We start from the raw sequence: 25238 nt of genomic DNA, 5'->3' as shown, positions 1-25238 counted from the left end.
GCCCTGTGGCGCTCAATAGCATCGAAGAACTGGTTGAAGACATCCGCCAAGGCAAGATGGTCATCCTGATGGATGACGAAGACCGCGAAAACGAAGGCGATATCATCATGGCCGCCGAGGCCTGCAAGCCTGAGCACATCAACTTCATGGCCAAGCACGCCCGTGGCTTGATCTGCATGCCCATGAGCCGCGAGCGCTGCGAGTTGCTCAAGCTGCCGTTGATGGCGCCGCGCAATGGTTCAGGGTTTGGTACCAAGTTCACCGTATCGATTGAAGCGACCACCGGCGTCACCACCGGCATTTCCGCCGCCGACCGTGCCCGCACCGTGCAAGCCGCTGCCGCCAAGGACGCCAAGGCCGAAGACATCGTCAGCCCCGGCCACATCTTCCCGTTGATGGCTCAACCGGGCGGCACCCTCGCTCGCGCCGGCCACACCGAAGCCGCCTGCGACCTGGCGCGCATGGCCGGTTTCGAGCCCTGCGGCGTGATCTGCGAAGTGATGAACGACGACGGCACCATGGCCCGCCGCGCCGAACTCGAAGCCTTTGCCGCCGAACACAACATCAAGGTCGGCACCATTGCCGACCTGATTCACTACCGGATGATCCACGAACGTACCGTTCAGCGGATTGCCGAGCAGCCACTGGACAGCGAACTGGGCCAATTCAATTTGGTGACCTACCGTGATTCGGTGGAAGGCGACGTGCACATGGCCCTGACCCTGGGCACTATCTGCGCCGACGAGCCGACCCTGGTGCGCGTGCACAACATGGACCCGCTGCGCGACCTGCTGATGGTCAAGCAACCGGGCCGCTGGAGCCTGCGCGCCGCCATGGCTGCGGTGTCCGAGGCCGGCAGCGGTGTGGTGCTGCTGCTGGGTAACCCGGTGGATGGCGACGTGCTGCTCGCGCATATTCGCGAAACTGCCGAACAGACCCAGGTGAAAACGCCGACCACCTACAGCATCGTCGGCGCCGGTTCGCAGATCCTGCGTGACCTCGGTGTGCGCAAAATGCGCCTGATGAGCGCACCGATGAAATTTAATGCGATATCCGGATTCGATCTGGAAGTTGTAGAATACGTGCCCTCCGAATAAAGGCCGGCGCTTTTTGCCCCTTGTTCGCGGTTAAATCATCACTGAGGGACGCACTTTTCGCGTCCCGGCTCTTTAAGAGATTTGTCGAATGACCCTGAAGACCATCGAAGGTACCTTCATCGCCCCCAAAGGCCGCTATGCCCTGGTGGTTGGCCGCTTCAACAGCTTCGTGGTTGAAAGCCTGGTAAGCGGTGCCGTGGATGCCCTGGTTCGCCACGGTGTGAGCGAGAGCGACATCACTATCATCCGCGCCCCTGGCGCCTTCGAAATTCCGCTGGTTGCGCAAAAAGTTGCTCAGCAGGGTGAATACGCGGCGATCATCGCCCTGGGCGCGGTCATTCGTGGCGGTACTCCGCACTTCGAATACGTGGCCGGCGAATGCACCAAGGGCCTGGCCCAGGTGTCCATGGAGTTCGGCGTGCCAGTCGCTTTCGGCGTACTGACCGTGGATTCCATCGAGCAAGCCATCGAGCGTTCCGGCACCAAAGCCGGCAACAAAGGCGCTGAAGCTGCCCTGTCCGCCCTGGAAATGGTCAGCCTGCTGTCGCAGTTGGAGGCCAAGTGATTTCCGACGAGAGCGATTGCTTCAACCCACGCGACGAGCGTCCAGCGGACGCCGGCAAGCCGTCGAAAAGCGAAAAGCGCCGTGCTGCCCGCCAGCTCGCCACCCAGGCGCTGTACCAGCGTCACATGGCTGGCACCTCGCTGAACGAAATCGAAGCGCAATTTCGCGTCGATAACGACTTCACGTTTGCCGACCAGAGCTACTTCCACGACATCCTGCACGGCGTTCCGGCCAACCTGGCCGAGATCGATGCGGCATTGACGCCGTGCCTGGACCTGACCCTCGAAGAGCTGGACCCGGTTGAATTGGCCGTACTGCGCCTGTCCACCTGGGAGCTGCTCAAGCGCGTCGACGTGCCGTACCGCGTGGTGATCAATGAAGGCATCGAACTGGCGAAAGTCTACGGTTCGACCGACGGTCACAAGTTCGTCAACGGCGTGCTCGACAAGCTGGCCCCGCGCCTGCGTGAAGCCGAAGTGAAGGCGTACAAGCGCTAACCTGCGCTTGAGTCCTGAATGGGCGAGTTCGAGCTGATCCACCAGTACTTCGCCGCCGCGCCGTGCGCACAGGGCGGCGAGGGCATTGCCCTGGGGATCGGCGACGACTGTGCCCTGCTGGCGCTCCCCGCCGGGGAGCAGCTGGCAATTTCCACCGATACCTTGGTGGCCGGCGTGCACTTTGCCGACCCCTGTGACCCGTTCCTGCTCGGCCAGCGCTCGCTGGCCGTGGCGGTCAGCGACCTGGCCGCCATGGGCGCCCACCCCCTCGCGTTTACTCTCGCACTCACTACGCCGAGCGTCGATGCCGATTGGCTGCAACGCTATGCCCAGGGGTTGAACGCCATGGCGCAAAACTGCGGTGTGGGCCTGGTGGGCGGCGACACCACGCGCGGTCCGCTGAGCCTGACCCTGACCGTGTTTGGTCGTGTACCCGCCGGGCAGGCGCTGACCCGCAGCGGTGCACAGCCGGGCGACCTCTTGTGTGTCGGCGGCGAGTTGGGTAATGCCGCCGGTGCCTTGCCGCTGGTATTGGGGCAGCGCAGCGCCGATGCCGCGATTGCCGACCCGCTGCTTGCCCATTACTGGTCGCCACAACCGCAGTTGGCCTTGGGCCTGGCTCTACGGGGCAAGGCCACATCGGCGATGGATATTTCTGACGGTCTTCTGGCCGATTGCGGGCATATCGCCAAGGCCTCGGCTGTCAGCCTGTTGATCGAGCGCCAGAAGCTGCCGCTGTCCCACGCGTTGCTGGCGTTTGTCGGTGATGACGAGGCGCGGGTCGCCGCATTGAGCGGCGGCGATGACTACGTGCTGGTGTTCACCCTGCCGCCCGTCGAGTTGGCGCCGTTGCTGGCTGACGGTTGGCCGGTGCATGTTATCGGCCAGGTCCAGGCGGGGCAGGGCGTAACGCTGCTTGACGCTCTCGGGCAAGACATCACCCCGGCCATCCGTGGCTATCAACATTTTTGCCCGGCACCCTGAATCGCGTGCTGCGCTACGCTCTATTACGTCGTTCTGGATGTTGGATTTGCAGGAGATCATCGCCATGGATGTACGCCGCTGGCTGCTGATGCTGCTGTGTGTCCTTCCGGCATGGAGCCAGGCGCAGGAGGTGCCGGTGGTGCCCGGCAAGGTCATGCTGGCCAGCGAGGCCTGGGAGGACTACACCAATGCCGACGGCAGCGGCCTGGCCTGGGATGTGTTGCGGCACGTCTTCGAACCGGTCGGGATTACCCTGCAAACCCGTATTGAACCTTACACCCGCTCGGTCGGCCTGGCCCAGCGCGGTGAAGTGGATGGCTGGGTCGGTTCCTACCGCGATGAAGTCAAGGGTGTGCTTTACCCGCACTGGAACTTCGATTCCGACCCCATCTACGCCCTTGGGCTGGCGACCTCGCCGATACCAAGCGCCGCGACGCTGGGGGATTATCGCCTGGCCTGGGTGCGGGGCTACAAGTACGAGGCGTATTTGCCCCATGTGCGCCGTTTCAATCAGATCCAGCGGCGCGATGGTATTTTGCCGATGCTGCAGCATGGTCGTGCCGACTTCTACATTGATGCGCTCACCGAAGCCCGATACGTTCTCAGTCAGGCGGACGCCCCGTCCCAGTTCCGGCTCACCCACATCATCGACCTGCCGCTCTACGTGGGTTTTGCCGATACCGAGCGTGGGCGGGCATTACGCACCGTGTTTGACCAGCGCATGGCGGTCCTGGTGAAAAGCGGCGAACTGAAGCCGATTTTCCTGCGCTGGAAACTGCCGTATCCGTTCTGACCTGCATAGAACCGGGACGAAGGCCAATCAAACCGATTGATCTTTATCAGCGATAATTCAGCTTAAGCGTCTGTAGGAACCTGCTGTTATAATGCCCGCCTCTGTGAAATCTGAAATCAGGAGCACACGGTGCCCGTCGTTTTCGTCGCTGCTTCCAAGCTGCCTACCCCTTTTGCCACGTTCACCATGAGCGGCTTTCTCGAAGAAGCCACCGGGCGCGAGCACGTTGTGCTCAGCCTCGGCGATATCGCCGATGGCGCACCGGTTCTCGGTCGCGTGCACTCCGAGTGCCTGACCGGCGATGCGCTGTTCAGCCAGCGCTGTGACTGCGGCTCGCAACTTGAAGCGGCGATGCGCGCCATCGCCCGTGAAGGCCGTGGAGTCCTTTTGTACTTGCGTCAGGAAGGCCGTGGCATTGGCCTGCTGAACAAGATCCGCGCCTACGAGCTGCAAGACGGCGGCGCCGATACCGTCGAGGCCAATGAGCGCCTGGGCTTCGCCGCCGACCAGCGTGACTACGCGATCTGCCTGCCGATGCTGGAGCACCTGGGCGTGAAGTCCCTGCGCCTGATGACCAACAACCCGCGCAAGGTCAAGGCCTTGACCGAGATGGGCATCGCCGTGGCCGAGCGCGTACCGCTGCACACCGGGCACAACCCGCATAACAAACTCTACCTGGCGACCAAGGCCAGCAAGCTCGACCACATGATGGGCAACGAGCATCAAGGCGAGGTCGACCGCGCGTGACCCGTGGCCAGGTGAAACGGCGACTGTCCTTCAGCTGGTGGCAGTACCTGGCCCTGGCGCTGCTCCCGCTGTTCGTGATCAACCTGGTGTTTGGCCAGGGCGAGCCCTTGTTGCCGGTGCTGGCCATGCCGTTCTTTATCGCCGGCGTGGCGTCGATGTTCCTCAGCCTGCGCTACTTCAACGGCTATAAACACGCCCTGATCGCCACCTCCAAAGCCCTCGATACCGCTGAAGAACCGGCTGCCTGGATCACCCTGGCGGCGCGTCGGCGCACGGCCTTGATGGTGGCGGCCGTGCCGGCCTGGGTGGGCGCACTGGCGGTGTTCGTCGGCCTGGAAGCGGTGCCGCTTTTCCTGTTGGCGCTATCGACGATGGTGTTGTTTTACCTCTACCGCATCCCGCGCCAGCTGGGATGAGGGTCCGCTGGCTGGCGCTCCTGCTGCTGGCGTTCGGTGCCCCGGCACTGGCGGTCGAACGGGTCGTGAGCCTGGCTCCCTCCCTGTCTGAAATCGTGGTTGAACTGGGTGCTGCCGACTTGCTGGTGGGCGTGCTCGATGGCGGCGATCGGCCGGTGGCACTGGCGAACGTGCCGTCGGTTGGGCGTTACGGGCAACTCGATATGGAGCGCCTGCTCAGCCTCAAGCCCGACCTGATCCTGCTCTGGCCCGGTAGCGTCGGCCCGGCCCAGCGCGAGCAACTGCAGCGCCTGAATATCCCGGTGTACGTCGCCGAACCCCATAGCCTCGAACAACTCACCACTCAGGTCCAGGCCATCGCCGCGCAATTGGGCCGTGCCGACGCCGGCCGGCAATTGGCCGCGCGCCTGCGCCAGCGCCTGGCGCAGTTGCGTCAGCGTTATCAGCGGGCCGAACCGGTGCGGGTGTTCTACCAGGTGTGGAACCAGCCGCTGTACACCGTGGGTGGCGGCCAGATCATCAGCGACGCGTTGAGCGTGTGCGGTGCGCGCAACGTATTTGACGACCTGAAGCTGCCCGCGCCGCAGGTCAGCATCGAGTCGGTATTGCAGCGCAATCCCGAGATGATCCTGGTGGGCGATCAGGCTCAGAAGGAAGCCTGGAAGGTCTGGCCAACCATGGCGGCGCGGGTGCGGCTGGTTCCGGACAAAGGCCTGGAACGGCCCAGCGGGCAGATGCTGGAAGCGCTGGCGCGGCTGTGTCAGGTGATTGCTCCGGGCCGCTGAGGCCGGTCCAGGCCACAATCAGATTTCAGGTGTCCAGGTCACGCCAAACATCCACGTCCGGCCTTCTTCACGGTAATCGTGATTGTTGACGAATGCCGGATCGTTGTAACTGTAGCGTGCCCGTGCATAGGACTTGTCCAGCAGGTTGTCGACCTTCAGCGACAACGCCACTTCCCGCGTCACCGCCCAACTGCCACGCAGCTCGAGCAGCCCATAGCCGCCCAGGCGCTGGGTGTTGGCTTCATCGTCATAGCTGTGGCTGATCGCCTGCCAACTGGCGCCCACGCCCATCTGGTCGAATTGCCGGTCGAGGTCCAGGCTCAACGTACGCCGTGCCCGGCGGGCCAGGGTGTGGCCACTGTCGCGGTCGCGCGGGTCGATGAGCGACAGTCCGAGGTTGCCTTGCCAGCCGAACAGGTCCTGCTTGAGCGCCGCCTCAACACCGTTGATGCGTGCCGACGCCACATTCTGCGGCTTGCCGGTTTGGTCGAGAATGATCGCATCGCTCAAATCGGTGCGGTACAGCGAAGCTTCCAGGCGCGTGCTGTCACTCAACTGGCTGCGCCACTGCAGTTCGTAGCTCTTTGATGTTTCGGGCTGCAGGTGGGGGTTGCTGTACTTCGTGTCCGGATAATAGAGGTCGTTGAAGGTCGGCGCGCGGAAGCCTTCGCTGTAGCTCAGCAGCAGGTCATTGTCGGGGTTGACCGGCAAGGTCAGGGTACCGCTCCAGCTGTTCTGCCCGCCGAACTGCTGGTTCTGGTCGTGACGCAGGCCCAGTTCGGTGGAAAACCACGCGCTGTGAAAGCGATGCTGCACGAAGGCGGCGCGGTTCCAGCGGCTGTTTTCGGTAAAGGTGGTGGAGCCGTGGAAGCGGTCTTCGTACCAGTCGCCGCCGAGGATCAGGCTGTTCTGCTCATCCAGGGTCAGGTCGTTCTGCCAGTTGACCGAGTCGCGGTAGGTGTTGAATACGCTGAAATCCTCGCTGAGGGTGTCGCGCTTGGTGTCGCGGTTCTCGCTGTGGCCCAGCTCCAGGCGCGATTGCCAGTGCTCATTGAACGTGGCGTCGACATAGCCGCTGGCGCTGCTCACAGCGTAGTCGGTGTAGGGTTTCTGGCCGACGGTTTGCCCGGTGGCGGCGTCGTAGCGGCCGAAGCTGTTGTCGTACTCCGACTTGCCACGGTTATCCAACAGATTGAAGCCCACCTCCAGTTCATCGCTGAAGGAGTGGCTGAGGTTCAGGCTCACGGACTGGTTACGATAAGCATCATGGTCGCCGTCGCTGGGGAACGACTGGCGGGTTGAGTTGATGCCGGCCGTGTCGTCCAGGCTCGCGCCCAGGTTGAAGCGCGTCTGTTTGTCACCACCCGAAAGGCCAAGGCTGCGTTCCCAGGTGTTGTGGCTGCCGAACCCGACTTTCACCCTTGGTTGCACGCCTTGCTCGGCATTGCGTCGGGTGAATACCTGGATCACGCCGCCAATCGCGTCGCTGCCGTAGATCACCGAGCGCGAGCCGCGCAGCACTTCCACCCGCTCAATCTGGTCGACGTTGAGGTATTGCAGGCCGCTGTCGCCAGAGGTGGTGTTGGCGATGCGCTGGCCGTCGACCAGCACCAGGCTTTGGGCGGACTTGGTGCCCCGCAGGTAGATGCCCGGCAAACTGCCACGGCCACCGGAGGGGGCGACTTGTACGCCGGGCACACGGCTGAGCAGGTCGGTGAGGCTGGTGGGTTGCAGGCGGTCGATGTCGTCGCGGGTGAACACGGTGTTGGCGGCGCTGCTGTCGTTGCGTGCCTGGACCTGGCGGTTGGCGCTGATGACGACGTCGGTGAGTTTCAGGGCGTTGTCGCGGGTGTCGGCGAGCAATTCAGGGGAGGGCAGAAGAAGCGGCAGGGCAAGGTACAGGTGTTTCATGGGCTGTCCATGGCGTTTGAAGATGGCACAATCAAATGTAGGAGGGGGCTTGCCCCCGATTGCAGTGTGTCAGTCTCAGTAGCTGTAACTGATCCACCGCTATCGGGGGCAAGCCCCCTCCCACATTTTGGTTCCGGTTTCTACAGGGCCAGCAGCGCCAGGCGCTCGCGCACCGAAGCCTCGATCCCTGCTTCATCCAGCCCGCATTCAGCCAGCATCTGCGCCGGCTTGGCGTGTTCGACGTAGGTATCCGGCAAGCCCAGGTGCAGCACCGACCTGAGGATGTTTTCCCGCGCCAGGAACTCACTGACCGCCGCACCGGCACCGCCCATGATGGCGTTCTCCTCGACGGTCACCAGCAGCTCATGACTACCGGCGACTTCGCGCACCAGGGCTTCATCCAGCGGCTTGACGAAGCGCATGTCGACCACGGTGGCGTCGATCTTCTCGGCCACCTTGAGCGCTTCGGCCAATTGCACGCCAAACACCAGGAATGCAGCCTTGCTGCCCTGGCGACGCACAATGCCCTTGCCGATTTCGATCGGCTCCAGGTCCTTCTCGATCAGCGCATTCGGGCCGTTGCCCCGCGGGTAACGCACGGCGGCCGGGCCGTTATACAGGTGGCCGGTGCTGAGCATCTTGCGCAGTTCGTTTTCGTCGCTCGGCGTCATTACCAGCATGCCGGGAATGCAGCGCAAGTAGGACAGGTCGAAGCTGCCCGCGTGAGTCGGGCCGTCTTCGCCGACTAGACCGGCGCGGTCGATGGCAAACAGCACGTCGAGGTTCTGCACGGCGACGTCATGCACCAACTGGTCATAACCGCGCTGCAGGAAGGTGGAGTAGATCGCCACGACAGGCTTGGCGCCTTCACAGGCCATGCCGGCGGCAAAGGTCACCGCGTGCTGCTCGGCAATGGCCACGTCGAAATAGCGCAGCGGGAAACGCTCGCTGAACGCCACCAGGTCGGAGCCTTCCTTCATCGCCGGGGTGATGCCCACCAGGCGCGGGTCGACGGCGGCCATGTCACACAGCCATTCGCCGAACACACCGGAGTACTTCGGCCCGCTGGCTTTTTTCGGCGCAGCGGCGGGGGCGTCCAGGGGTTCCAGCTTGGTGATCGCGTGGTAGCCGATCGGATCGACTTCCGCCGGGGCGAAGCCTTTGCCTTTCTTGGTGACGATGTGCAGGAACTGCGGGCCCTTGAGGTCACGCATATTGCGCAGCGTGGCGATCAGCGTGGGCAGGTCATGGCCGTCGATGGGGCCGATGTAGTTCCAGCCCAGCTCTTCGAACAGCGTGCCGGGGACCAGCATGCCCTTGGCATATTCTTCGGTGCGCCGGGCAATTTCCCACGCGCCGGGCAGACGCGAGAGCACCTTCTTGCTGCCTTCACGCATGCTGGCGTAGGTGCGGCTGGAGAGAATCTTGGCCAGGTAATTGGACAGGCCACCGACATTGCGCGAGATCGACATGTCGTTGTCGTTGAGGATCACCAACATGTTGGCGTTCACTTCCGGCGCATGGTTCAGCGCTTCGAAGGCCATGCCGGCAGTCAGCGCGCCATCACCGATCACGGCGATTGCCTTGCGGTCGCTGCCTTGCAGGCGGGCGGCAATCGCCATGCCCAGCGCTGCGCTGATCGAGGTGCTGGAGTGGCCGACGCCAAAGGTGTCGTACTCGCTTTCGGCGCGGCGCGGGAAGGCGGCAACGCCGTCCTTCTGGCGCAGCGTGCCCATGCGCTCGCGGCGGCCCGTGAGGATCTTGTGCGGATACGCCTGATGGCCCACGTCCCACACCAGCCGGTCATCCGGGGTGTCGAACACGTAGTGCAACGCGATGGTCAGCTCGATGACGCCCAGGCCGGCACCGAAATGCCCACCGGTCTGGCCGACCGTGTAGAGCAATTCCAGGCGCAACTCATCGGCCAGGGTTTCCAGCTCGGCTTCACCCAGACGACGCAGGCCGTCCGGCGTGGCAGCACGGTCGAGCAGGGGCGTGGACGGGCGCTTGCGGGGAATCTCTTGAAACGTCGTGGGCATCAGGCGAATCGTTATAGGTATAGAAGAGGCGGCAGTTTACCTCAAGCATCGCAAACTGCCCACGCAGAGCGCCGAACTTGGCCGATATGCGGCTGCAATGGCCGCCGTAATCAGTGGCGACGTTCGACGATATACCGCGCCAGGTCACGCAGCGGCTCGGCCGCCGCGTCGAAAGGTCGCAGGGCGTCCAGCGCTTGATCGCGTAGTTCCACGGCGTAGGCCTTGGCGGCTTCCAGCCCGAGCAGCGCAGGATAAGTCGGTTTGTCCCGTGCGATATCGGCGCCCTGGCGTTTGCCCAGGGTGGCGGTATCGCTTTCCACGTCGAGAATGTCGTCCTGCACCTGGAACGCCAGGCCAATGGCCCGGGAATAGGTCTGCAGCGCCGCCAATTGCGCGGTTTCGGCACGCCCGCTGGCCAGGGCGCCCAAGTGCACGGCGGCTTCGATCAGTGCACCGGTCTTGTGGCGGTGCATGTGCTCAAGGGCTTTTTGATCCAGCTTGACGCTGACCGAACCCATGTCGATCGCCTGCCCGCCCACCATGCCCGCAGGGCCGGCAGCCAGGGCCAGTGCGGTGACCATGCGCAGGCGGATCTCGGCGTTGACGCTGCTCAGGCGTGGGTCCAGCAACGCGCTGAACGCCAGGCTCTGCAAGCCGTCGCCGGCGAGGATCGCATAGGCTTCATCAAAGGCTTTATGGGTGGTGGGCTGGCCACGACGCAGATCGTCGTCGTCCATGGCCGGCAAATCGTCGTGTACCAGGGAATAGGCGTGAATCAACTCGACCGCACAGGCGGCACCGTTGGCCTGTTCGGCCGGCGCGCCCAGCGCTTCACAGGCCGCATACGCCAGCAACGGGCGCACGCGCTTGCCGCCATTCATCACGCTGTAGCGCATGGCTTCATACAGACGCTTCATTTCCGGGCTTGGCGCAACAAACAAGGGCTCCAGCGCCGCGTTCACCCGGGCTTGGCTACTGGCCTGATACGCGTCGATCATTCCGGCTGTTCCGCATCGAAAGGTTCTTCGGCCAACTCTCCGTCACGCTCCAGCAATACCTGGACCTTCTGCTCCGCCTGCGCCAATGCGCTCTGGCAGTCACGGGTCAGGCCGATGCCTTGCTCAAACGCCGTCAGCGAGTCCTCCAGCGACAACTCGCCGTTCTCCAGACGCTCGACCAATGTTTGCAGGTCGGCGAGGGATTGTTCGAAATCGAGTGCAACTTTTTTGCGGGCCATGGCGGCTATTCCGGTAGACGGTAAACCGGCGCGACACTAGCAGACGTGGGGATTCTGGGCAAATGAGCGGGCAAATGAGTGGGGTGTCACTCGCCCCCTGTATTGACCTGATATCGCGTGCTGCGGCCGCCTCCGGGGAGGCGGACCAGGCAGTTTTTTTCCAGCAGGTCCGCCAGGTGTCGCGTCGCTGTCGCCTTGGAGACCTTTACGACCGCCTGGTACTGCGCCGCGCTGATGCCGTGTTCGAAGCCCTTCTCACCACCGTCGAGCAGTCGATTGAGGACCTTGATCTGTTCAGCCGACAAAGGGACGTCGCGGTGTTGCTGCCAGAACCGACTCCTTTCCAGCACCCGGTCAATCCGCGCCATGGCCTGCTGCACGCTGCGTAACAGGGTTTTAAGGAACCACTCCAGCCAGGCAGTGATATCCAGGGAGGCCTTCTGGCTGGATTCCAGCGCGTTGTAGTAGCCGGTGCGGTCTTCGAGGATGCTGGCTGACATGGCATAGAAACGGATGGCCTGGTGTTCACCCTGGGCCAGTGCCAGATCGGTGATAGCGCGTGTCAGGCGACCATTGCCGTCATCGAAGGGGTGCAGTGTGACAAACCAGAAGTGCGCGACGCCGGCGCGTACCAATGGGTCCAGTTCCGGCTGATCGCGGCTGGTTTCGAACCACTCCAGGAAATCCGCCAGTGCCTGCTCCAGTCCCAGACGTGGCGGGGCCTCGAAATGCACGGTCGGCCGATCAAGCCGGCCCGACACCACTTGCATCGGCTCATCTCCCCTCAAGGATCCAATATTGAGCGCTCGAGCGGCATAGCCCGCTTGCGGGGCCGGGAACAATAAGTGATGCCAGTTCAATAGGCGGGCGAGGGTAAACGGCTGGGTGAATTGTTGAGTGGCATCCATCATCAACTCGGCGAGGCCTTCGCTGCGGCGGCTTACCTGACCGTCTTCCATCGCTTCCAGGCCCATCCGCCTTGTCAGGGACGAGCGCACCGAGCCGACATTCAACTGCTCACCCTCAATCGCCGAGGACGTCAGGATATTTTGCAGCAGCGCATCCAGTTCATTCTGTGCGCTGACTGCCTGGCTGACGGAGCCGAGCATGCCCAACAACTTGCCCTGGGCTTGTCCGCACTCGCGCAGCAAAGCCGCGAGGCGACCGGGTTGCCAGTGGAAGTGAGGCCAGTCGGCGTGTTGCCAGATCCAGTGTGGATGAGCCATGGTGGAATGCCTGGGTGCGTGAGCCGAATAAAGAGGTTATTCGGCTCATTTGGTGAGCCGATTGTGCTGTGGATTTGGCTCAGGGTCTAGTCTGGTGATCGGTGTTTTCTGTAGTTTTTGTGATGTGAAATTTGTCTGCCGCAGTAAAAAGCGGCTGGATGAACGGTGGGGAAAATCAGAAAGGGCTTACGAAGGTCGCGTAACAGTCAGCCCCAAATCACAGTTTGGGGGATGCTTCAAATGGCGATCATGCTGATCGAAGAGCAGTGCGCTGTGGTTCTTTAAGTTGGAAGCTCGGTTGAATAACGAAAGCCTGCTTTTCAAAGCAGGCTTATCGCGAATCTCGGCTGGTTTACTTCTGGTGAGCCGTCAGCGCCGCATACCCATTCATCAAGTTGCGATAGTTCGGAATGCGCTGGGACAACAGATTGCCCAGGCCTTCGATATCGTTGCGCCAGTCGCGGTGCAGCTCACAGGCTACCGAGAACCAATTCATCAACTGTGCACCGGCCTGGGTCATCCGGCTCCACGCCGCCTGCTGCACCGTGGTGTTGAACGTGCCGGAGGCATCGGTCACCACAAATACCTCGAACCCTTCCGCCAGCGCCGACAAGGTCGGGAACGCTACGCATACATCCGTGACCACGCCGGCGATGATGATCTGCTTGCGACCGGTGGCTTTGATTGCCTTGACGAAGTCTTCGTTGTCCCAGGCATTGATCTGGCCGGGGCGGGCGATGTACGGCGCGTCCGGGAACATTTCTTTCAACTCCGGAACCAGCGGGCCGTTGGGGCCTTGTTCGAAGCTGGTGGTGAGGATGGTCGGCAGGTTGAAGAACTTGGCCAGGTCGGCCAGGGCCAGCACGTTGTTCTTGAACTCGTTGGGCGAGAAGTCCTGCACCAGGGAAATCAGGCCGGTCTGGTGGTCGACCAGCAGGACTACGGCGTCGTCTTTGTTCAAGCGGTTGTAGGTTGGAGTGCTCATGGTTGAATCCTTTTTTGTTCAGGTTGGTTGGGCGTTGCGTTCAACATGGGCACAGATTAATGGGTGGGTACTGGGGGATAAATCGGCTGGAATGGGTAATACCGTCAACTCAAAGGCGACAATTCATGGGTTGTCAGCAGGATTTGTCCTTTTGATGATCGAAAAAGTAAGTCAAAAAATCTCACGCGTGAGCTATTGAGTGTGGCAAAAAATGCCTGTAGATTTTCTCACGCGTGAGTTTTTCACAGCGAGGTCAGTACCATGGAAAGCAGCTCTCCATCGAGTCCGCCTAAAGGGCCCGATACCGATTCAGCAAGCCTCAAGGGAGAGCGCTTGAAGCCGTCCGCCAAAAAGCCATCGAGCTTTTACATGAAGCAGATGCGTGCAGGCCTGGCGGCCGCCGGCTATGTGAAACACGAGACTTGGGTGCTTCCCGAAAACCGAAGCTTGCTCAAGCAGATGGAGAAACAGCTTCGCCAGCCGATTCTGGCTGGCTCATTCATGTCGGAGAATTTCATGAGCGCAGGTACCAACTGGAATATCGATCGCCTCTTCACCGCTCTTCAGGCCCTGGATGACGTGGTGTCCAAGGACATTACGCTTTCTCTGGTTCAAGGCTCCGAGTCCAGCATCAAGCTGGAAATGAACGACTTCGGTGGCCTGCCGATTTACATCGCGGTGGTGGGCGAGCAGATCATCGTTGACACCGTGCTGGTCGATGTCGAGTCCATCAACGATGTCGCTAAATTCAATGACGCGGTGTTGCGCAGCCGGGAAATGTTCCCGCTGTCCTCCATCGGCATCGAGTCCATGCCTAACGGGCAAGTGGTCTACAACATGTTCGGTGCGTTGAGCTCCGACTCCAGCCTGACCAATATCGTCACCGAGGTGAAAACCCTGGTCGACAACGTGCAGCGCGCCAGCGAAGCCTTCGAACGTTTCTTCAATTAAGTATTCGGGAGTATCCAATGACTCAGTCCATCTGGAGCAAATTGTTCACCGCGCTGCGTGGCGGTGCCAACGAAGTCGGCGAATCGATCGTCGACCAACAGGCCCTGCGCATCCTCGATCAGGAAATCCGCGATGCCGACACCGCGCTGGCCAACGCCAAGCGTGAGCTGGTGAGCATCATGGCCAAGCACAAACTGGCGACTGATCGCGTCAACGAGTACGACGCCAAGATCAAGGACCTGGAGTCCAAGGCCGTGGCTGCCCTGCAGGCCAATCGTGAAGACCTCGCCCTGGAAGTCGCCGAAGCCATCTCGACCCTGACCAACGAGCGGGATGTCGAGCATAAGCAAGCCACCGAGTTCGGTGGCTATGCGGAAGGCATGCGCAAGGACATCACCAAGGCCGAAAGCCGGATCAAAAGCCTGCGCCAGCAAGTGGACATGGCCAAGGCGCGCGACAGCGTACAGAAGGCCCAGGTCAGCGCCTCCATCGCCAGCGGCGGTGCCAACGGCAAGCTGGAAACCGCCGTCGGTACGCTGAATCGTTTGCAGGCCAAGCAGCAGCAACGCGCCGCTGAACTGCAAGCCCAGGATGAGCTGGCAGATGCATCGACCGGGACCGACCTGGAGCGCAAGCTGCGCGACGCCGGCATCACGCCGAACGAAGGCAGCGCCAATGCGATTCTGGAGCGTCTGAAGCAAAAATCGGCCGAGTAAGCAACGTCGCCGCAGGAAGGGCAGTGTCTGCCCTTCTTTTTTTACGTCGAGGTCAGGATGGGCGCCCTGAAGGGTTTCAAGACAATCGCAGGCCTGGCGCTGTTCATGGTCGCGCTGCAACTGCTCAATGCCGCGACCGGTTACAGCCTCATGGCGTTCGGCCTGATCCCGAGAACGCTGCCGGGCCTGCCGGGCATCCTCACCTCGCCGTTTTTGCACGGGTCGTTTGCCCACCTGAGCGCGAACCTAGTTGCCTTTTTGATCCTGGGCAGCCTGGTGATGATCGAAGGGCTGAATCGGTTTGTGACCGTCAGCGCGATCATTATCCTGCTGGGCGGTTCGCTGGTCTGGCTGTTCGGTTTTGCGGGTGTGCACGTCGGGGCCAGCGGCTGGGTGTTCGGGTTGTGGGCCTACCTGTTGTCTCGCGCTTGGTTCCACAGGAGCTGGAGCAACCTGATCACGGCTGGTGTCGTGGCGGTACTGTATGGCGGACTGGTCCTTGGCTTCCTGCCTCGCCAAGGCGTTTCCTTCGAAGGGCATCTGTTTGGTGCCTTCGCCGGATTTATTGCCGCCAAGGTACTTCTCTCTCAACCACGCAGCAGGTTTAATGCCGGCTGAACGCACTTGAGCACCCAGGGAGTCAGGGACGCAATGCCGATTTTTCTTTTGTTGCGCAGGTACGCCGCTTCCCTCTTTCACCGCTTCGGCTGGGCAGGCCTGGTCATCGCCTTGGGGGTACACCTGAGCACGGCTTATCTGGGCCTGGTGGTTCTGGGCGAACAACACCTCACCGCGCCCGCCACGTTTGTTTACTTCTATCTCACCACCACGCTGACCGTCGGCTATGGCGATCTATCGCCGCAGACCTCTTTGGGACGCTTGTTCGTGGCGACCTGGGTCATGCTCGGGGGCATTGCGCTGCTGACGGCGGCCATCGGCAAAACCACCAGCACTGTCATCGATGCATGGAGAAAAGGCATGAAGGGCAAAGGCGATTTCACCGGCAAAATCGGCCATACCGTGCTCATTGGCTGGGAGGGCGCGTCCAGTGAACGGGTCATCGAGTTGTTGCTGCAAGACGAAACCTCGAACGACAACCTGATCGTCATCTGCGATTGCACCCTCGAAGAAAACCCGATGCCAGGCAAAGCGGCCTTCATCCGTGGTGAAAGCTTGTCCTCCACGGCGCTATTGCTGCGTGCCGGTGTGCCCGGTGCCGAGCGTGTGCTGGTGCGAACCCCGTCTGACGATCTGACGCTGGCCACCGTGCTGGCGGTGAATCAATTGAATCCGGTCGGGCATGTGGTCGCCCACTTCAATGCAAGTGAGATCGCCGCCCTGGCCAGTTCCTACGCCCCCAGCCTGGAGTGCACCTCAAGCATGGCTATCGAAATGCTGGTGCGCGCCTCTCAGGACCCGGGCTCGTCGGTGGTCATTAATGAGCTGCTGTGTGTGGGGCAGGGGGCTACCCAATACCTGATGAGATTGCCCGAGGCGTTTGAAGCCACGTTTGGCGATCTGTACACCCAGATGAAAGAGCGCCATAACGCCACCCTCATTGGCTATCGCGCCAAAGGTGCGCCGCAACCGTCGATCAACCCGCCCAGCGCCACGCGCGTTGAAGGCGGCGAACTCTTCTACATTGCCTCCACCCGCCTCAAGGAAATCTCCAATGGGATGGTTTAAACAGTTGATGGGGCTTGAGGCCCCGCAAGCGAATACACACTCGAAAGGCGCCGCCGAACCGCTGCCGACCACCGGGCCGCTTGGCCTGGCGCCGGGCAAAGGCGTGATATTCGACACGACCCTGAAGTTGTTGCTCGACGGGAAAACCACGGTGGTTATCCCCAGCTCCCAGGAAATCTGGAGTAACGGCACCGTTGACCTCGGGCAGTCGACCTGGCTGTCGCGCTACTACATGAACGACGAGGATTACTGGCTACAGGTGCACACCACGGGCGACATCGCCGGGCAGGTCGAGTCTGTGATCCTGTTCAACTACCTGAGCTACGTCACTATCAGCAGCGAAGCTGAATTGCGCCGGCTGGCGGGGCCGCAGAGCCCGATCGGGTTGCCGACCTACACCCACAACGGCGTCGAATACACGCGCGTGTGGGGCAGCGAGGCTGGCCAGACGGAATTGGTGGCCATGAGCGAGCAGGTGATAAACCCCGAGGATTCCTACAGCGTCGAACACCGTTCGATGCTATATGCCCGTGACACAGGCCTGACCGATCGCCGCGAGTTTCTGCTGTTCTCTGTCGAAGAAGACGCTGAAGGCACCGTCAGCCTGAGCACCTCCCTGGGCATTTCGATGTACACAACCGACTTGAATGCGCTCTAAAAAAGGAAGAAGTCCATGCTAGAAGCTCTTTCCATCTCCCTGAACAAAGCCGCCGTGCTTGGGTTTGTCACCTACATCCTGGGGGCTGCCGTACTGTTTGCGCTGTTCCAGTTCATCTACACCCGCGTCACCCCGCACAAGGAATTCGAGCTGATCCGGGCGGGCAACGTTTCCGCAGCGGTCGCCCTGGGCGGTGCCATCGTCGGTTTCGCCATTCCGGCCAGCAACGTGATTGCTTATTCGATCAGCGTCCTCGACTTCGTCGTCTGGGCGGTGATCGCAGCCGTCGTCCAGCTCCTGGCGTTTCTGCTTACCAGCCTCGTGCTCAAGGGCACTTCCGAGCGCATCAAGAGAGGCGAGCTCGCAGCGGGCATCTATGTGGCGGCGGTGGCCATCAGCGTCGGCATGTTGAATGCCGCGTGCATGACACCTACCCAGAACTGATTGCGCACGGAGCTCCCGATGAAACGAAGCAAGTATGTCCAGCTTTCGCTGGCAGCGTCGGTCGCCATGGCGATATCCGGCTGCGGGCCGACGGAAAAAACCTACGATTTGCAGAAGAAGTACAACTTCCAGTCGGTGCAGCAATGCGCCGATGAAAAACTGCCGGTGGACGTCTGTTCGGACGCCTACATGACCGCCATGGCCGAGCATCGCCGCATCGCCCCCGTGTACGCCAGCCAGGCCGATTGCGATGCCGACTTTGTCGCCGGCTGGTGCCAACTGGACTCCAATGGCCAGTTCATTCCCAAGCTGGGCGGTTTCGAACTGACCGCCGAAGGCCAGGTGACACAATCCCAGGTAGACGCCGCCAATGCTCAAGCGGGCGGCTCCCAGGCGAACAGTGGTGGCTCAGGCTTCTCCACCAGTAGCCTGCTGACCGGTCTGCTGATCGGCAACATGCTGAGCAACAATCGCAACAGCTACCGCTCCGAGCCGGTGTACCGCTATCGCGATGATCGCGGTAACTACGGCAACTCCACGCTCAACCAGCGCGTCTCCAATGGCGCGACGTTTGGCCGCTCCAACCAGGCCCGGTACGGCAGCAGCAACTACACCAACACGCTGCGCTCCTCCAACCAGTCGAGCTCCGTGGCGTCGGCCACCTCCCGTGGCGGCTTCGGCAGCAAGGCCAGCGCACGCAGCGGCTGGGGCGGTGGCGGGTCGAGCAGTTAAGGAAACCGGGCCATGAAGAAAATCCATTGTGCAGAGCGTCATGACTGGAAACAGACGGCTGAAAACCTCGGCTTTCTGTTCCATACCATCGACGACGAACCCTACTGGGACGAGCGCGCGTATTACCAGTTCACGCTCAAGCAAATCGAGCACGACCTCGAAGACCCGACCACCGAGATCCATGACATGTGCATGGACCTCGTCGCCCGCGTGGTCCAGAGCGAAGAACTGCTCGAACGCCTGAGCATCCCCGCGCCCTTCTTCGACATGATCAAAACCTCATGGCTCGAAGGCCACCCGCACCTGTACGGGCGCATGGACTTCTCCTACAACGGCACCGGCCCCGCCAAGCTGCTGGAACTCAACTACGACACACCGACCAGCCTCTACGAGGCCGCGGCATTTCAGTGGGGCTGGCTCGAGCAATGCATCGAACGCGGCCTGCTGCCCAAGCATGCCGACCAGTTCAACAGCATCGACACCAAACTGCACCAGGCCTTCGCCCAACTGCAGATCAACCAGCCGTTCTACTTCGCCTCGATGAAAGATTCGGTCGAAGACAAAGGCACCGCCGACTACCTGCGCCTGGTCGCGGAAAAAGTCGGCATCGAATCACGCCACATCGACATCGAAGACATCGGCCTCACCAGCGAAGGCCGCTTCGTCGATCTCCAGGACCGCTGGATTCCCCACCTGTTCAAACTGCACGCCTGGGAATTCATCTTCCACGAACCCTTCGGCGCCGCGATTGCCGAGAGCGACACACAGTTTTTCGAGCCGGCGTGGAAATCCATCATTTCCAATAAAGGCATCCTGCCGCTGCTGTGGGAATTCAACAAAGGCCACCCGAATTTGCTCGCGGCCCACCTGGATACCGAACCGGGCAAAGCTGTGCCGAAGGGATGGGTGCGCAAGCCGTTTTTCTCGCGGGAAGGGGCGAACATCGAGTTGCAAACGGCTGATGGGCTGATCGTGAAAGAGGACGGTCCCTACACGGATGCGCCGTTTATTCTCCAGGAGTTTGCGCCGTTGCCGCGGTTTGGGGACAGCTACACGTTGATTGGGTCTTGGGTGATTGGGGACCAGGCGGCGGGGATTGGGGTGCGGGAGGATAATAGTTTGATTACCAAGGATTCGAGCCGGTTTTTGCCGCATTTGATATTGGATTGAGGCTGGAGCTTAAAGGGCCAGCAGGGCTGGTCCCTTTCATTTGCAGGACGTTTCCTAGAGAATCCCAACCGCATTGCGCCAGCGGGAATGCGTGACTAGGCTGTGGATCGTCACTGCCTATTCAGTGATCGGGTTTAGTCGCCTGAGTTCGATTGGTACACACTTTTTGATTGGAGTTGTGCCATGGAAAACGTTGTTTCAGATATGCCTTCTTCGTGTGGGCCTAGCCCATTTTCCGTCAATGAAGAGCTGAGCTTCGAGGACGCCTGGGTGCGAGTGGCTGAGTTATTACAGTGTGCGATGGCTACGTCGCAAGTGCTTGGGGAGCCGCAGGGTGCACCGCAGAGGGCGGTGATGCATTTGGTGGAGATGGCTAAGATGGTGGCGGACCGGGCGGTCGAGTGTATGGCGCTGAATTGATGTGAGGCACTTGCCTCGTGCTATCGAGGCAAGCGCCAATGAACCATCAATCCTGGTTTTTATTCGTAAGCCGATTCGCAAAGTACTGTGCGGTTTCTGTATCAGTACAGTAGAGGTAACAGCCTTTCATTCCTCGAGTCATTAACGTTCGGTACGTATTCTTGATGATCAGGTCTGTTTCCCGTTTGGCTAGTTCAGGTTGCTCCTTCATCATCTTCTTCCAACCGCGAATGGACTTGTCGTTTTTATCTCGCTCAAGAGCCGAGGTCAGAACGCTTCCATTTCGTACGATGAGATCCGGCCCGATAATCACGCCGATGTAATCGACTTCCAGACCTTGGCAGGTGTGGATACACCCGACCTGATCAACAGAGTTCTCTGCGATGATCCACAAACTTCCGTCCTGATCCAGATTCCATTGGCGTTCATAGTCGCTGCCGATGATGATGTCGGATTCTCGAGCATCTTTTTTGCTACGCCACGGCCAGCAATAGCCGGCTACCACTCGGGCTTTGTTACCCTGGTTCTTTTGCTCGATGGCCGCATGCATGGCCTGGGGTGTACTGAATATTTTGAATTCATACTCGCTGTTATCTAGTAGTGGGTTAGCTGTCGCGCGAATATCTAGCACGTCGTCAAGCCAGGCTAAATAGCCATCAGACCCACTGCAACGAAACTGTGAGGAAAGCGTGTATTCCTCAACCTCAGCTCCTTTGGTTTTTGCAAAAGCGCGGATGGCTTGTTTGCTACCAATGTCATTCAAGGTGACTCGTTGATCCTCGTCGATGAAGAAAACTGAGCATTTGGCCGACTCGATCAATTCCTTGATTTGGTTCTCACCAAGATTTCCGTAAAGCCCGCTTTTTTCGTTTAGCCGATGGGCCTCGTCGACGATGAGCGCATCAAAAGTGTTGGGTTCGGTATCGATGAAGGCGCCTGAACCGGAGAATAGATTGGAGAAGTGACTACGTTTGATTGTGCCCACCAATTTTCTTTCATAAACTTTTCGCGGTGCGGCATTTTTTGAGACGTACTTGCTCAGTAGCCCAAGGCTTGTAAGCCTAACGAGTAAATTGATTGCCAGGACTGTTTTACCCGTCCCTGGGCCGCCCTCAATGATGATTACCTTCGGCGCAGCCTCAGAGGCCAAACTCGCAGCAGCAAGTGCGGATTCAAATGTCGCTTTTTGATCGTCGATCAATATGAATTCAGGCTGACCTTTTAGAAGCCCTTTAAGTGCGTCAGCTAAAGCTTTCGATGGACGAATTTTTCCATTAGAAAGCTCATAGAGAATTTCTTTGTTATCGCCGTGATGAATATATGTCTTGATGAAAGCACGCAGTTTTTCAAGCTCATCCGGCCCTTTGAGGAACAGCGGAGCTTTACTGATGTACGCCTCATAATGCGCAGAATTTATGACGCCATCACTGACATAATTGTGAAGATAAGCGCAGGGACGAACCTCAATGCTTTTGTCATAAACAGCCTCGTTGAAGCCTTCCAGCAATGCGGCGTACGACCAGACTTGGTAAGAGGGATGGATGGTTTCCACTACGCCGCCGCCCAAGGCGGTTTTGACTATTGCATCTTTGGTGGTAGCTGTTGATTTACTCCACTGCTTTAACTCAATCAGGACAGCGTTTTTACCCTGCTTTGCGTCCCTGCCAGTCATCAAAAAATCGATACGTTTCGAGGATTGCGGGATGTGCAGTTCAATGGCCAATCCGGCGTCATTTGGTAGTTCCTCGTCTCGAAGCACCTTCGCCATGTACGTCAACGAGCCTTGCCAGGATTTAATTTCCGACGCGCCAACTCGCTTGCCTGTGGCTTCTTTGTAGTGCCTGAGAATGACCTCTTCGATGTCGTCGTTATCGTTGTCTTTGAGGAATTGCTGTTTGGTCGCAGCGTAAACGATCACGAGAAGTCCTTAGCGCGTGGGATATCAGAGTTGGTCGTACTTTTTGCTGGTGCTTTTGGCTTTATCAACTGGGTATTTCAAACCGTTAAGTGCGAGTTTGCTTTGGGTGGCTTCGTTGAGGTCGACGTCCAACACGCTGGCCAAGCGGACCAGATACATGAGAACGTCTGCGAGTTCGTCTTTTACGGCTTGGGCTGTTTCAGGGCGCTTTGCAGCGTCCACTGAGTCAGCTTCACTCATCCATTGGAAAATTTCGCAGAGTTCGCCCACTTCTCCCGTCAATGCTAGGAGAAGGTTTTTCGGAGAGTGGAATTGTCGCCAGTCACGATCATCCGCAAAGCGCTGCAATGAAGCAGAAAGATTTTCAACGTTTACCAGGTGCTCGGATGTGCTACCTACTTTGCTCACAGGCTCGCCTCTTGATCGCCGATGGTTATCGCATCCGTAAAAGGATTTGGAAAACTAGACAGGGATTGTAAGAGAATTCTCTCTGGGTGTGAGTTTTTTGCGGTCTGAGTTTGAACTCGGTTTTGGGGGGGGCAATTACGGTCTGGAGAATGGAGGCAGGCGTAAGCCAGGCTGATTTAGCCGTTCATACTGATCGGGAATTAAAGACATTAAAAAGCCGGCTTGTGGCCGGCTTCTCGCTGACTGCCTCAGCTTGTTTTTGACAAACCTCAGCAGCCTTCAAATCGCTCAGCCCACATTGCGTCGGGCTGAATAGTAGGGGCATCCGCGGGAAATCCTCCGCATCGCCGATCAGGGTGGATCGCGCAACGCAACCCCCTGCCAAATATGCGGCGCATGATACCCACATTCACTTCAGTTGCCCACCTCCGGATCCGATTTAGAGCCTTCCCAGCCCAATAAATGCTCATCCAGCGGTACCGGCGGTCGGCGGTTATTCAACGTGGACCACCAGAACACCCACCCCACGATCTGGAAGTTCTGTTCAAACCGTTGTTCGTGGCTCAGGTATTCGTCCGGATGTTCGCCGGCATTGTGGCTGCGCATGCGCAAGCCACCTCCAGGGCGGTTGTAGAGGTATTTGATGCGTAGCATTCCATCGTGTTCGACGGCGTAGATTTCGCCGTCGATGATTTGGGTGCGGCCTTTGTCGATGGCGAGGGTGGCGCCCTGTTGGATGATGTCGATCATGCTGTTGTCGACCATGTAGGCGCCCAGCGCGCGGTCGGGGTTGACGTTGAGGGTTTCGAGGGTGTGCAGGGAGACGCGGATGCGTTCGGTTGAGGTGAAGGTGGGGTGGAGGGGGATCTCCACGTCGATTTTTTCCGGGCGGCAGGCGGGGCCTGTGAGGTATTTGCCAGTTTCTTCGCGGGTGAGGAGTCCTTTCCTGGTGCCGGGGCCTTCCAGCAGGAAGTTGGCCGGTGGGTGTTTGGGGCCTTCGCCGGTGCGTAGCCAACGGCTGGAGATGCACAGCAGTTCTGCGATCTCGTTGAGTCGGCCCATGGGTACACCGCGTTTGAACCAGTTGTTCACGTGTTGAGGCGTGACACCACGGTTCTTGGCGAAGTCGGAGGCGGAAAGATGAACTTCCCGTAATAGCGCTTTTAAGCGATCACCTGATGTATTCATAAACGCAGAGTTTACTGGCCGGAAAAATACATCAAATAAACCATGCGTTGAGTTGGGTCTGTAGGTTTTTGCTTAGTTGTAGCTCGTTACTTCGGATTTTAAGTTGAATTAAACTAAGTTTTTAAAGTGTTGAACTTTTAGTTTAATTTTTCCCACAAAAAAGCCCCGAATAATCGGGGCTTTTTCAATTGCCGAGGCAATGAGTAGCAGGTATCAGCCTTTGTAGGCAGCGACCGACTTCATGATTTCGGCGCGGGCGGCGTCTGCGTTGCCCCAACCGTCGATCTTCACCCATTTGCCTTTTTCGAGGTCTTTGTAGTTCTCGAAGAAGTGCTTGATCTGTTCCAGCAGCAGTGGCGGCAGGTCGGTGTATTCCTTCACGTCCACGTACAGCTGGGACAGCTTGTCGTGTGGCACGGCGATCACTTTGGCATCGCCACCGCCGTCGTCGGTCATGTTCAGGATGCCGACTGGGCGAGCGCGGATGACCGAGCCTGGGGTAACCGGGTAAGGGGTTACGACCAGCACGTCGAGGGGGTCGCCGTCGTCGGCCAGGGTGTTCGGGATAAAACCGTAGTTGGCCGGGTAGAACATCGGGGTGGCCATGAAACGGTCAACGAACAGGCAGTCGCTGTCTTTGTCGATTTCGTATTTGATCGGCGCGTGGTTGGCCGGAATCTCGATGGCGACGTAGATGTCGTTCGGCAGGTCTTTGCCAGCCGGAATCTTGCTGTAGCTCATTGGGCGTTGCCCCCGTAGTTGGCCATATGACATGGCCGGATTGGCCTAAAAGTGGCGGCGATTATAGGCATATTCTGACGGCGATGCCATGCGCCAGACGTCATACGGTCATTCGCCTTGCGGCTGATAACGCGGGTCGTGCGCTTGCAGTCGGGTCAGGCGGGCCAAGGGATCCTGGCGATAAAAGCGGCTGAGTTGGGCGTACACCTGTGGATAACTATTGACGAGTAAATCCGGGGCGCTGAAAAAATATTCGCTGGTGACCGCAAAGAACTCCGCCGGGTTTTCCGCCGCGTAGGGGTCTATCTCCGTCTCGGCATCGGGGTTGGCGTCCAGTTGGCGATTGAGGTCGTCATAAGCACCCTGCATCACGCTGGCCCACTCCTGCACGCGCATGTCGTGGTGCAGCGGCGGCAGGCCGTTGGCGTCGCCGTTGAGCATGTCGAGCTTGTGCGCCAGCTCGTGGATCACCAGGTTGTAGCCTTCCCACTGACCGCTGGCCAGTACGCCGGGCCAGGCAAGGATCACCGGGCCTTGCTGCCAGGCTTCGCCGCTGTGTTCGCCGTCCCACTCGTGTTCGATGCCGCTGCTGTCGCGATGGCGCTGAGGGCTGAGGAAGTCGTCGGGGTACAGCACGATTTCATGGAAGCCCTGGTACCAGTCGAGGTCGCCCAGGTTCATCAGCGGCAGTTGCGCCTGGGCGGCGAGCAGCAGGCGTTGTTCCTGGTGCAGCTCGACGCCGGGCAGGGCGGTGAGGTGTTTTTCGGCGAGGAACACCACGCAGGCTTCGCGCAGCCACTGGTCCTGCTCGGCGCTGATGCCGTCGAGGAAGGTCAGGTGGTGGCGCACCCGCTGCCAGGTGTCATCGGCAATCGGGTGCTTGGCCAGCAGGCGTCGGCGCCGCCAGGCGCTGAGGGACCACAT

The 25238-nt window shown here is 59.8% G+C and carries 29 protein-coding genes; 18 read left to right on the top strand and 11 right to left on the bottom strand.

Going from position 1 to position 25238, the window contains the following annotated elements:
- Positions 1 to 5: 5 nt before the first annotated feature.
- The 8 genes from ribBA (at position 6) to NIBR502773_RS11835 (ending at position 5884) form a co-directional block, all read left to right on the top strand.
- On the top strand, positions 6 to 1097 hold the full coding sequence (gene ribBA, locus NIBR502773_RS11870; RefSeq protein ID WP_027605193.1) for a bifunctional 3,4-dihydroxy-2-butanone-4-phosphate synthase/GTP cyclohydrolase II: 1092 nt from the start codon (positions 6 to 8) through the stop codon (positions 1095 to 1097).
- Between the two features lie 88 nt (positions 1098 to 1185).
- Positions 1186 to 1662: a 6,7-dimethyl-8-ribityllumazine synthase gene (gene ribE, locus NIBR502773_RS11865; protein ID WP_003176356.1), complete on the top strand. Its 477-nt coding sequence runs from the start codon at positions 1186 to 1188 to the stop codon at positions 1660 to 1662.
- Positions 1659 to 2159: a transcription antitermination factor NusB gene (nusB, locus tag NIBR502773_RS11860; RefSeq protein WP_027605194.1), complete on the top strand. Its 501-nt coding sequence runs from the start codon at positions 1659 to 1661 to the stop codon at positions 2157 to 2159. Before ribE ends, nusB begins: the two co-directional genes overlap by 4 nt.
- 18 nt (positions 2160 to 2177) lie before the next feature.
- Positions 2178 to 3143 (top strand): thiamine-phosphate kinase, encoded by a 966-nt coding sequence (thiL, locus tag NIBR502773_RS11855; RefSeq protein ID WP_141156119.1) that lies wholly within the window; start codon positions 2178 to 2180, stop codon positions 3141 to 3143.
- Positions 3144 to 3207: 64 nt separating this feature from the next.
- Entirely contained in the window at positions 3208 to 3936 is a 729-nt protein-coding gene (locus NIBR502773_RS11850) for an ABC transporter substrate-binding protein (protein WP_141156118.1), read from the top strand.
- A gap of 129 nt (positions 3937 to 4065) precedes the next feature.
- Positions 4066 to 4683: a GTP cyclohydrolase II gene (gene ribA, locus NIBR502773_RS11845; protein WP_027605197.1), complete on the top strand. Its 618-nt coding sequence runs from the start codon at positions 4066 to 4068 to the stop codon at positions 4681 to 4683.
- On the top strand, positions 4680 to 5099 hold the full coding sequence (locus tag NIBR502773_RS11840; RefSeq protein WP_141156117.1) for an MFS transporter: 420 nt from the start codon (positions 4680 to 4682) through the stop codon (positions 5097 to 5099). Before ribA ends, NIBR502773_RS11840 begins: the two co-directional genes overlap by 4 nt.
- A complete protein-coding gene (locus NIBR502773_RS11835; RefSeq protein ID WP_141156116.1) occupies positions 5096 to 5884 on the top strand; it encodes a cobalamin-binding protein in 789 nt (262 codons plus the stop codon). The genes NIBR502773_RS11840 and NIBR502773_RS11835 overlap by 4 nt, the downstream gene beginning before the upstream one ends.
- 18 nt (positions 5885 to 5902) lie before the next feature.
- On the opposite strand, the gene NIBR502773_RS11830 is transcribed toward NIBR502773_RS11835, so the two are convergent.
- The 6 genes from NIBR502773_RS11830 to ycaC all read right to left on the bottom strand — a co-directional run bounded on the left by NIBR502773_RS11830 (position 5903) and on the right by ycaC (position 13282).
- On the bottom strand, positions 5903 to 7795 hold the full coding sequence (locus tag NIBR502773_RS11830; protein ID WP_141156115.1) for a TonB-dependent receptor domain-containing protein: 1893 nt from the start codon (positions 7793 to 7795) through the stop codon (positions 5903 to 5905).
- Between the two features lie 140 nt (positions 7796 to 7935).
- On the bottom strand, positions 7936 to 9834 hold the full coding sequence (dxs, locus tag NIBR502773_RS11825) for a 1-deoxy-D-xylulose-5-phosphate synthase (protein WP_141156114.1): 1899 nt from the start codon (positions 9832 to 9834) through the stop codon (positions 7936 to 7938).
- 110 nt (positions 9835 to 9944) lie between these two features.
- The gene (gene ispA / locus NIBR502773_RS11820) at positions 9945 to 10832 is read right to left on the bottom strand and encodes a (2E,6E)-farnesyl diphosphate synthase (protein WP_141156113.1); all 888 of its coding nucleotides are present in this window, start codon (positions 10830 to 10832) and stop codon (positions 9945 to 9947) included.
- Positions 10829 to 11071 (bottom strand): exodeoxyribonuclease VII small subunit, encoded by a 243-nt coding sequence (locus tag NIBR502773_RS11815; protein WP_003176346.1) that lies wholly within the window; start codon positions 11069 to 11071, stop codon positions 10829 to 10831. Before NIBR502773_RS11815 ends, ispA begins: the two co-directional genes overlap by 4 nt.
- Before the next feature lie 86 nt (positions 11072 to 11157).
- A complete protein-coding gene (locus NIBR502773_RS11810) occupies positions 11158 to 12297 on the bottom strand; it encodes a Fic family protein (protein WP_141156112.1) in 1140 nt (379 codons plus the stop codon).
- A 352-nt stretch (positions 12298 to 12649) separates the two neighbouring features.
- Positions 12650 to 13282, bottom strand: coding sequence for an isochorismate family cysteine hydrolase YcaC (gene ycaC, locus NIBR502773_RS11805; protein ID WP_027605204.1), 633 nt, complete (start codon positions 13280 to 13282; stop codon positions 12650 to 12652).
- On the opposite strand from ycaC, the gene NIBR502773_RS11800 reads away from it, so the two are divergent.
- The 10 genes from NIBR502773_RS11800 to NIBR502773_RS11755 all read left to right on the top strand — a co-directional run bounded on the left by NIBR502773_RS11800 (position 13281) and on the right by NIBR502773_RS11755 (position 20059).
- Positions 13281 to 13481, top strand: coding sequence for a hypothetical protein (locus tag NIBR502773_RS11800; RefSeq protein WP_141156111.1), 201 nt, complete (start codon positions 13281 to 13283; stop codon positions 13479 to 13481). The two genes, ycaC and NIBR502773_RS11800, sit on opposite strands and share 2 nt — an antisense overlap.
- Before the next feature lie 170 nt (positions 13482 to 13651).
- Positions 13652 to 14233: a YjfI family protein gene (locus NIBR502773_RS11795; RefSeq protein WP_027605205.1), complete on the top strand. Its 582-nt coding sequence runs from the start codon at positions 13652 to 13654 to the stop codon at positions 14231 to 14233.
- Between the two features lie 17 nt (positions 14234 to 14250).
- Positions 14251 to 14949: a PspA/IM30 family protein gene (locus NIBR502773_RS11790; RefSeq protein ID WP_027605206.1), complete on the top strand. Its 699-nt coding sequence runs from the start codon at positions 14251 to 14253 to the stop codon at positions 14947 to 14949.
- Between the two features lie 57 nt (positions 14950 to 15006).
- Positions 15007 to 15567: a rhomboid family intramembrane serine protease gene (locus NIBR502773_RS11785; protein WP_141156110.1), complete on the top strand. Its 561-nt coding sequence runs from the start codon at positions 15007 to 15009 to the stop codon at positions 15565 to 15567.
- A 33-nt stretch (positions 15568 to 15600) separates the two neighbouring features.
- Positions 15601 to 16635 carry an ion channel gene (locus NIBR502773_RS11780; RefSeq protein WP_065924897.1) on the top strand — a complete coding sequence of 345 codons (1035 nt, stop codon included), beginning with the start codon at positions 15601 to 15603 and terminating at the stop codon, positions 16633 to 16635.
- A complete protein-coding gene (locus NIBR502773_RS11775) occupies positions 16622 to 17293 on the top strand; it encodes a DUF2491 family protein (RefSeq protein WP_141156109.1) in 672 nt (223 codons plus the stop codon). Before NIBR502773_RS11780 ends, NIBR502773_RS11775 begins: the two co-directional genes overlap by 14 nt.
- A gap of 15 nt (positions 17294 to 17308) precedes the next feature.
- On the top strand, positions 17309 to 17737 hold the full coding sequence (locus NIBR502773_RS11770; protein WP_115487500.1) for a DUF350 domain-containing protein: 429 nt from the start codon (positions 17309 to 17311) through the stop codon (positions 17735 to 17737).
- 18 nt (positions 17738 to 17755) lie between these two features.
- Positions 17756 to 18469: a DUF1190 domain-containing protein gene (locus tag NIBR502773_RS11765; protein WP_141156108.1), complete on the top strand. Its 714-nt coding sequence runs from the start codon at positions 17756 to 17758 to the stop codon at positions 18467 to 18469.
- Between the two features lie 12 nt (positions 18470 to 18481).
- Positions 18482 to 19639: a glutathionylspermidine synthase family protein gene (locus NIBR502773_RS11760; protein ID WP_141156107.1), complete on the top strand. Its 1158-nt coding sequence runs from the start codon at positions 18482 to 18484 to the stop codon at positions 19637 to 19639.
- 183 nt (positions 19640 to 19822) lie between these two features.
- Complete coding sequence (locus NIBR502773_RS11755) at positions 19823 to 20059, top strand: hypothetical protein (protein WP_141156106.1); 237 nt, start codon at positions 19823 to 19825, stop codon at positions 20057 to 20059.
- 46 nt (positions 20060 to 20105) lie between these two features.
- Here the strand turns inward: NIBR502773_RS11755 and NIBR502773_RS11750 are convergent, their stop codons facing one another.
- The 5 genes from NIBR502773_RS11750 to NIBR502773_RS11725 all read right to left on the bottom strand — a co-directional run bounded on the left by NIBR502773_RS11750 (position 20106) and on the right by NIBR502773_RS11725 (position 25238).
- Positions 20106 to 21977: a DUF2075 domain-containing protein gene (locus NIBR502773_RS11750; protein WP_141156105.1), complete on the bottom strand. Its 1872-nt coding sequence runs from the start codon at positions 21975 to 21977 to the stop codon at positions 20106 to 20108.
- Between the two features lie 24 nt (positions 21978 to 22001).
- Positions 22002 to 22385: a nucleotide pyrophosphohydrolase gene (locus NIBR502773_RS11745; protein WP_053138177.1), complete on the bottom strand. Its 384-nt coding sequence runs from the start codon at positions 22383 to 22385 to the stop codon at positions 22002 to 22004.
- A gap of 414 nt (positions 22386 to 22799) precedes the next feature.
- A complete protein-coding gene (locus NIBR502773_RS11735) occupies positions 22800 to 23573 on the bottom strand; it encodes a S24 family peptidase (protein ID WP_115487504.1) in 774 nt (257 codons plus the stop codon).
- Positions 23574 to 23786: 213 nt separating this feature from the next.
- The gene (gene ppa / locus NIBR502773_RS11730; RefSeq protein ID WP_003176323.1) at positions 23787 to 24314 is read right to left on the bottom strand and encodes an inorganic diphosphatase; all 528 of its coding nucleotides are present in this window, start codon (positions 24312 to 24314) and stop codon (positions 23787 to 23789) included.
- A 108-nt stretch (positions 24315 to 24422) separates the two neighbouring features.
- Positions 24423 to 25238: a zinc-dependent peptidase gene (locus NIBR502773_RS11725; protein WP_065938377.1), complete on the bottom strand. Its 816-nt coding sequence runs from the start codon at positions 25236 to 25238 to the stop codon at positions 24423 to 24425.

The sequence above is a fragment of the Pseudomonas sp. NIBRBAC000502773 genome (assembly GCF_006517195.1).
GTDB lineage: Bacteria > Pseudomonadota > Gammaproteobacteria > Pseudomonadales > Pseudomonadaceae > Aquipseudomonas > Aquipseudomonas marginalis.
Note: the sequence above shows the minus strand (reverse complement) of the source record. Positions and strands in the feature narration are given on the sequence as shown.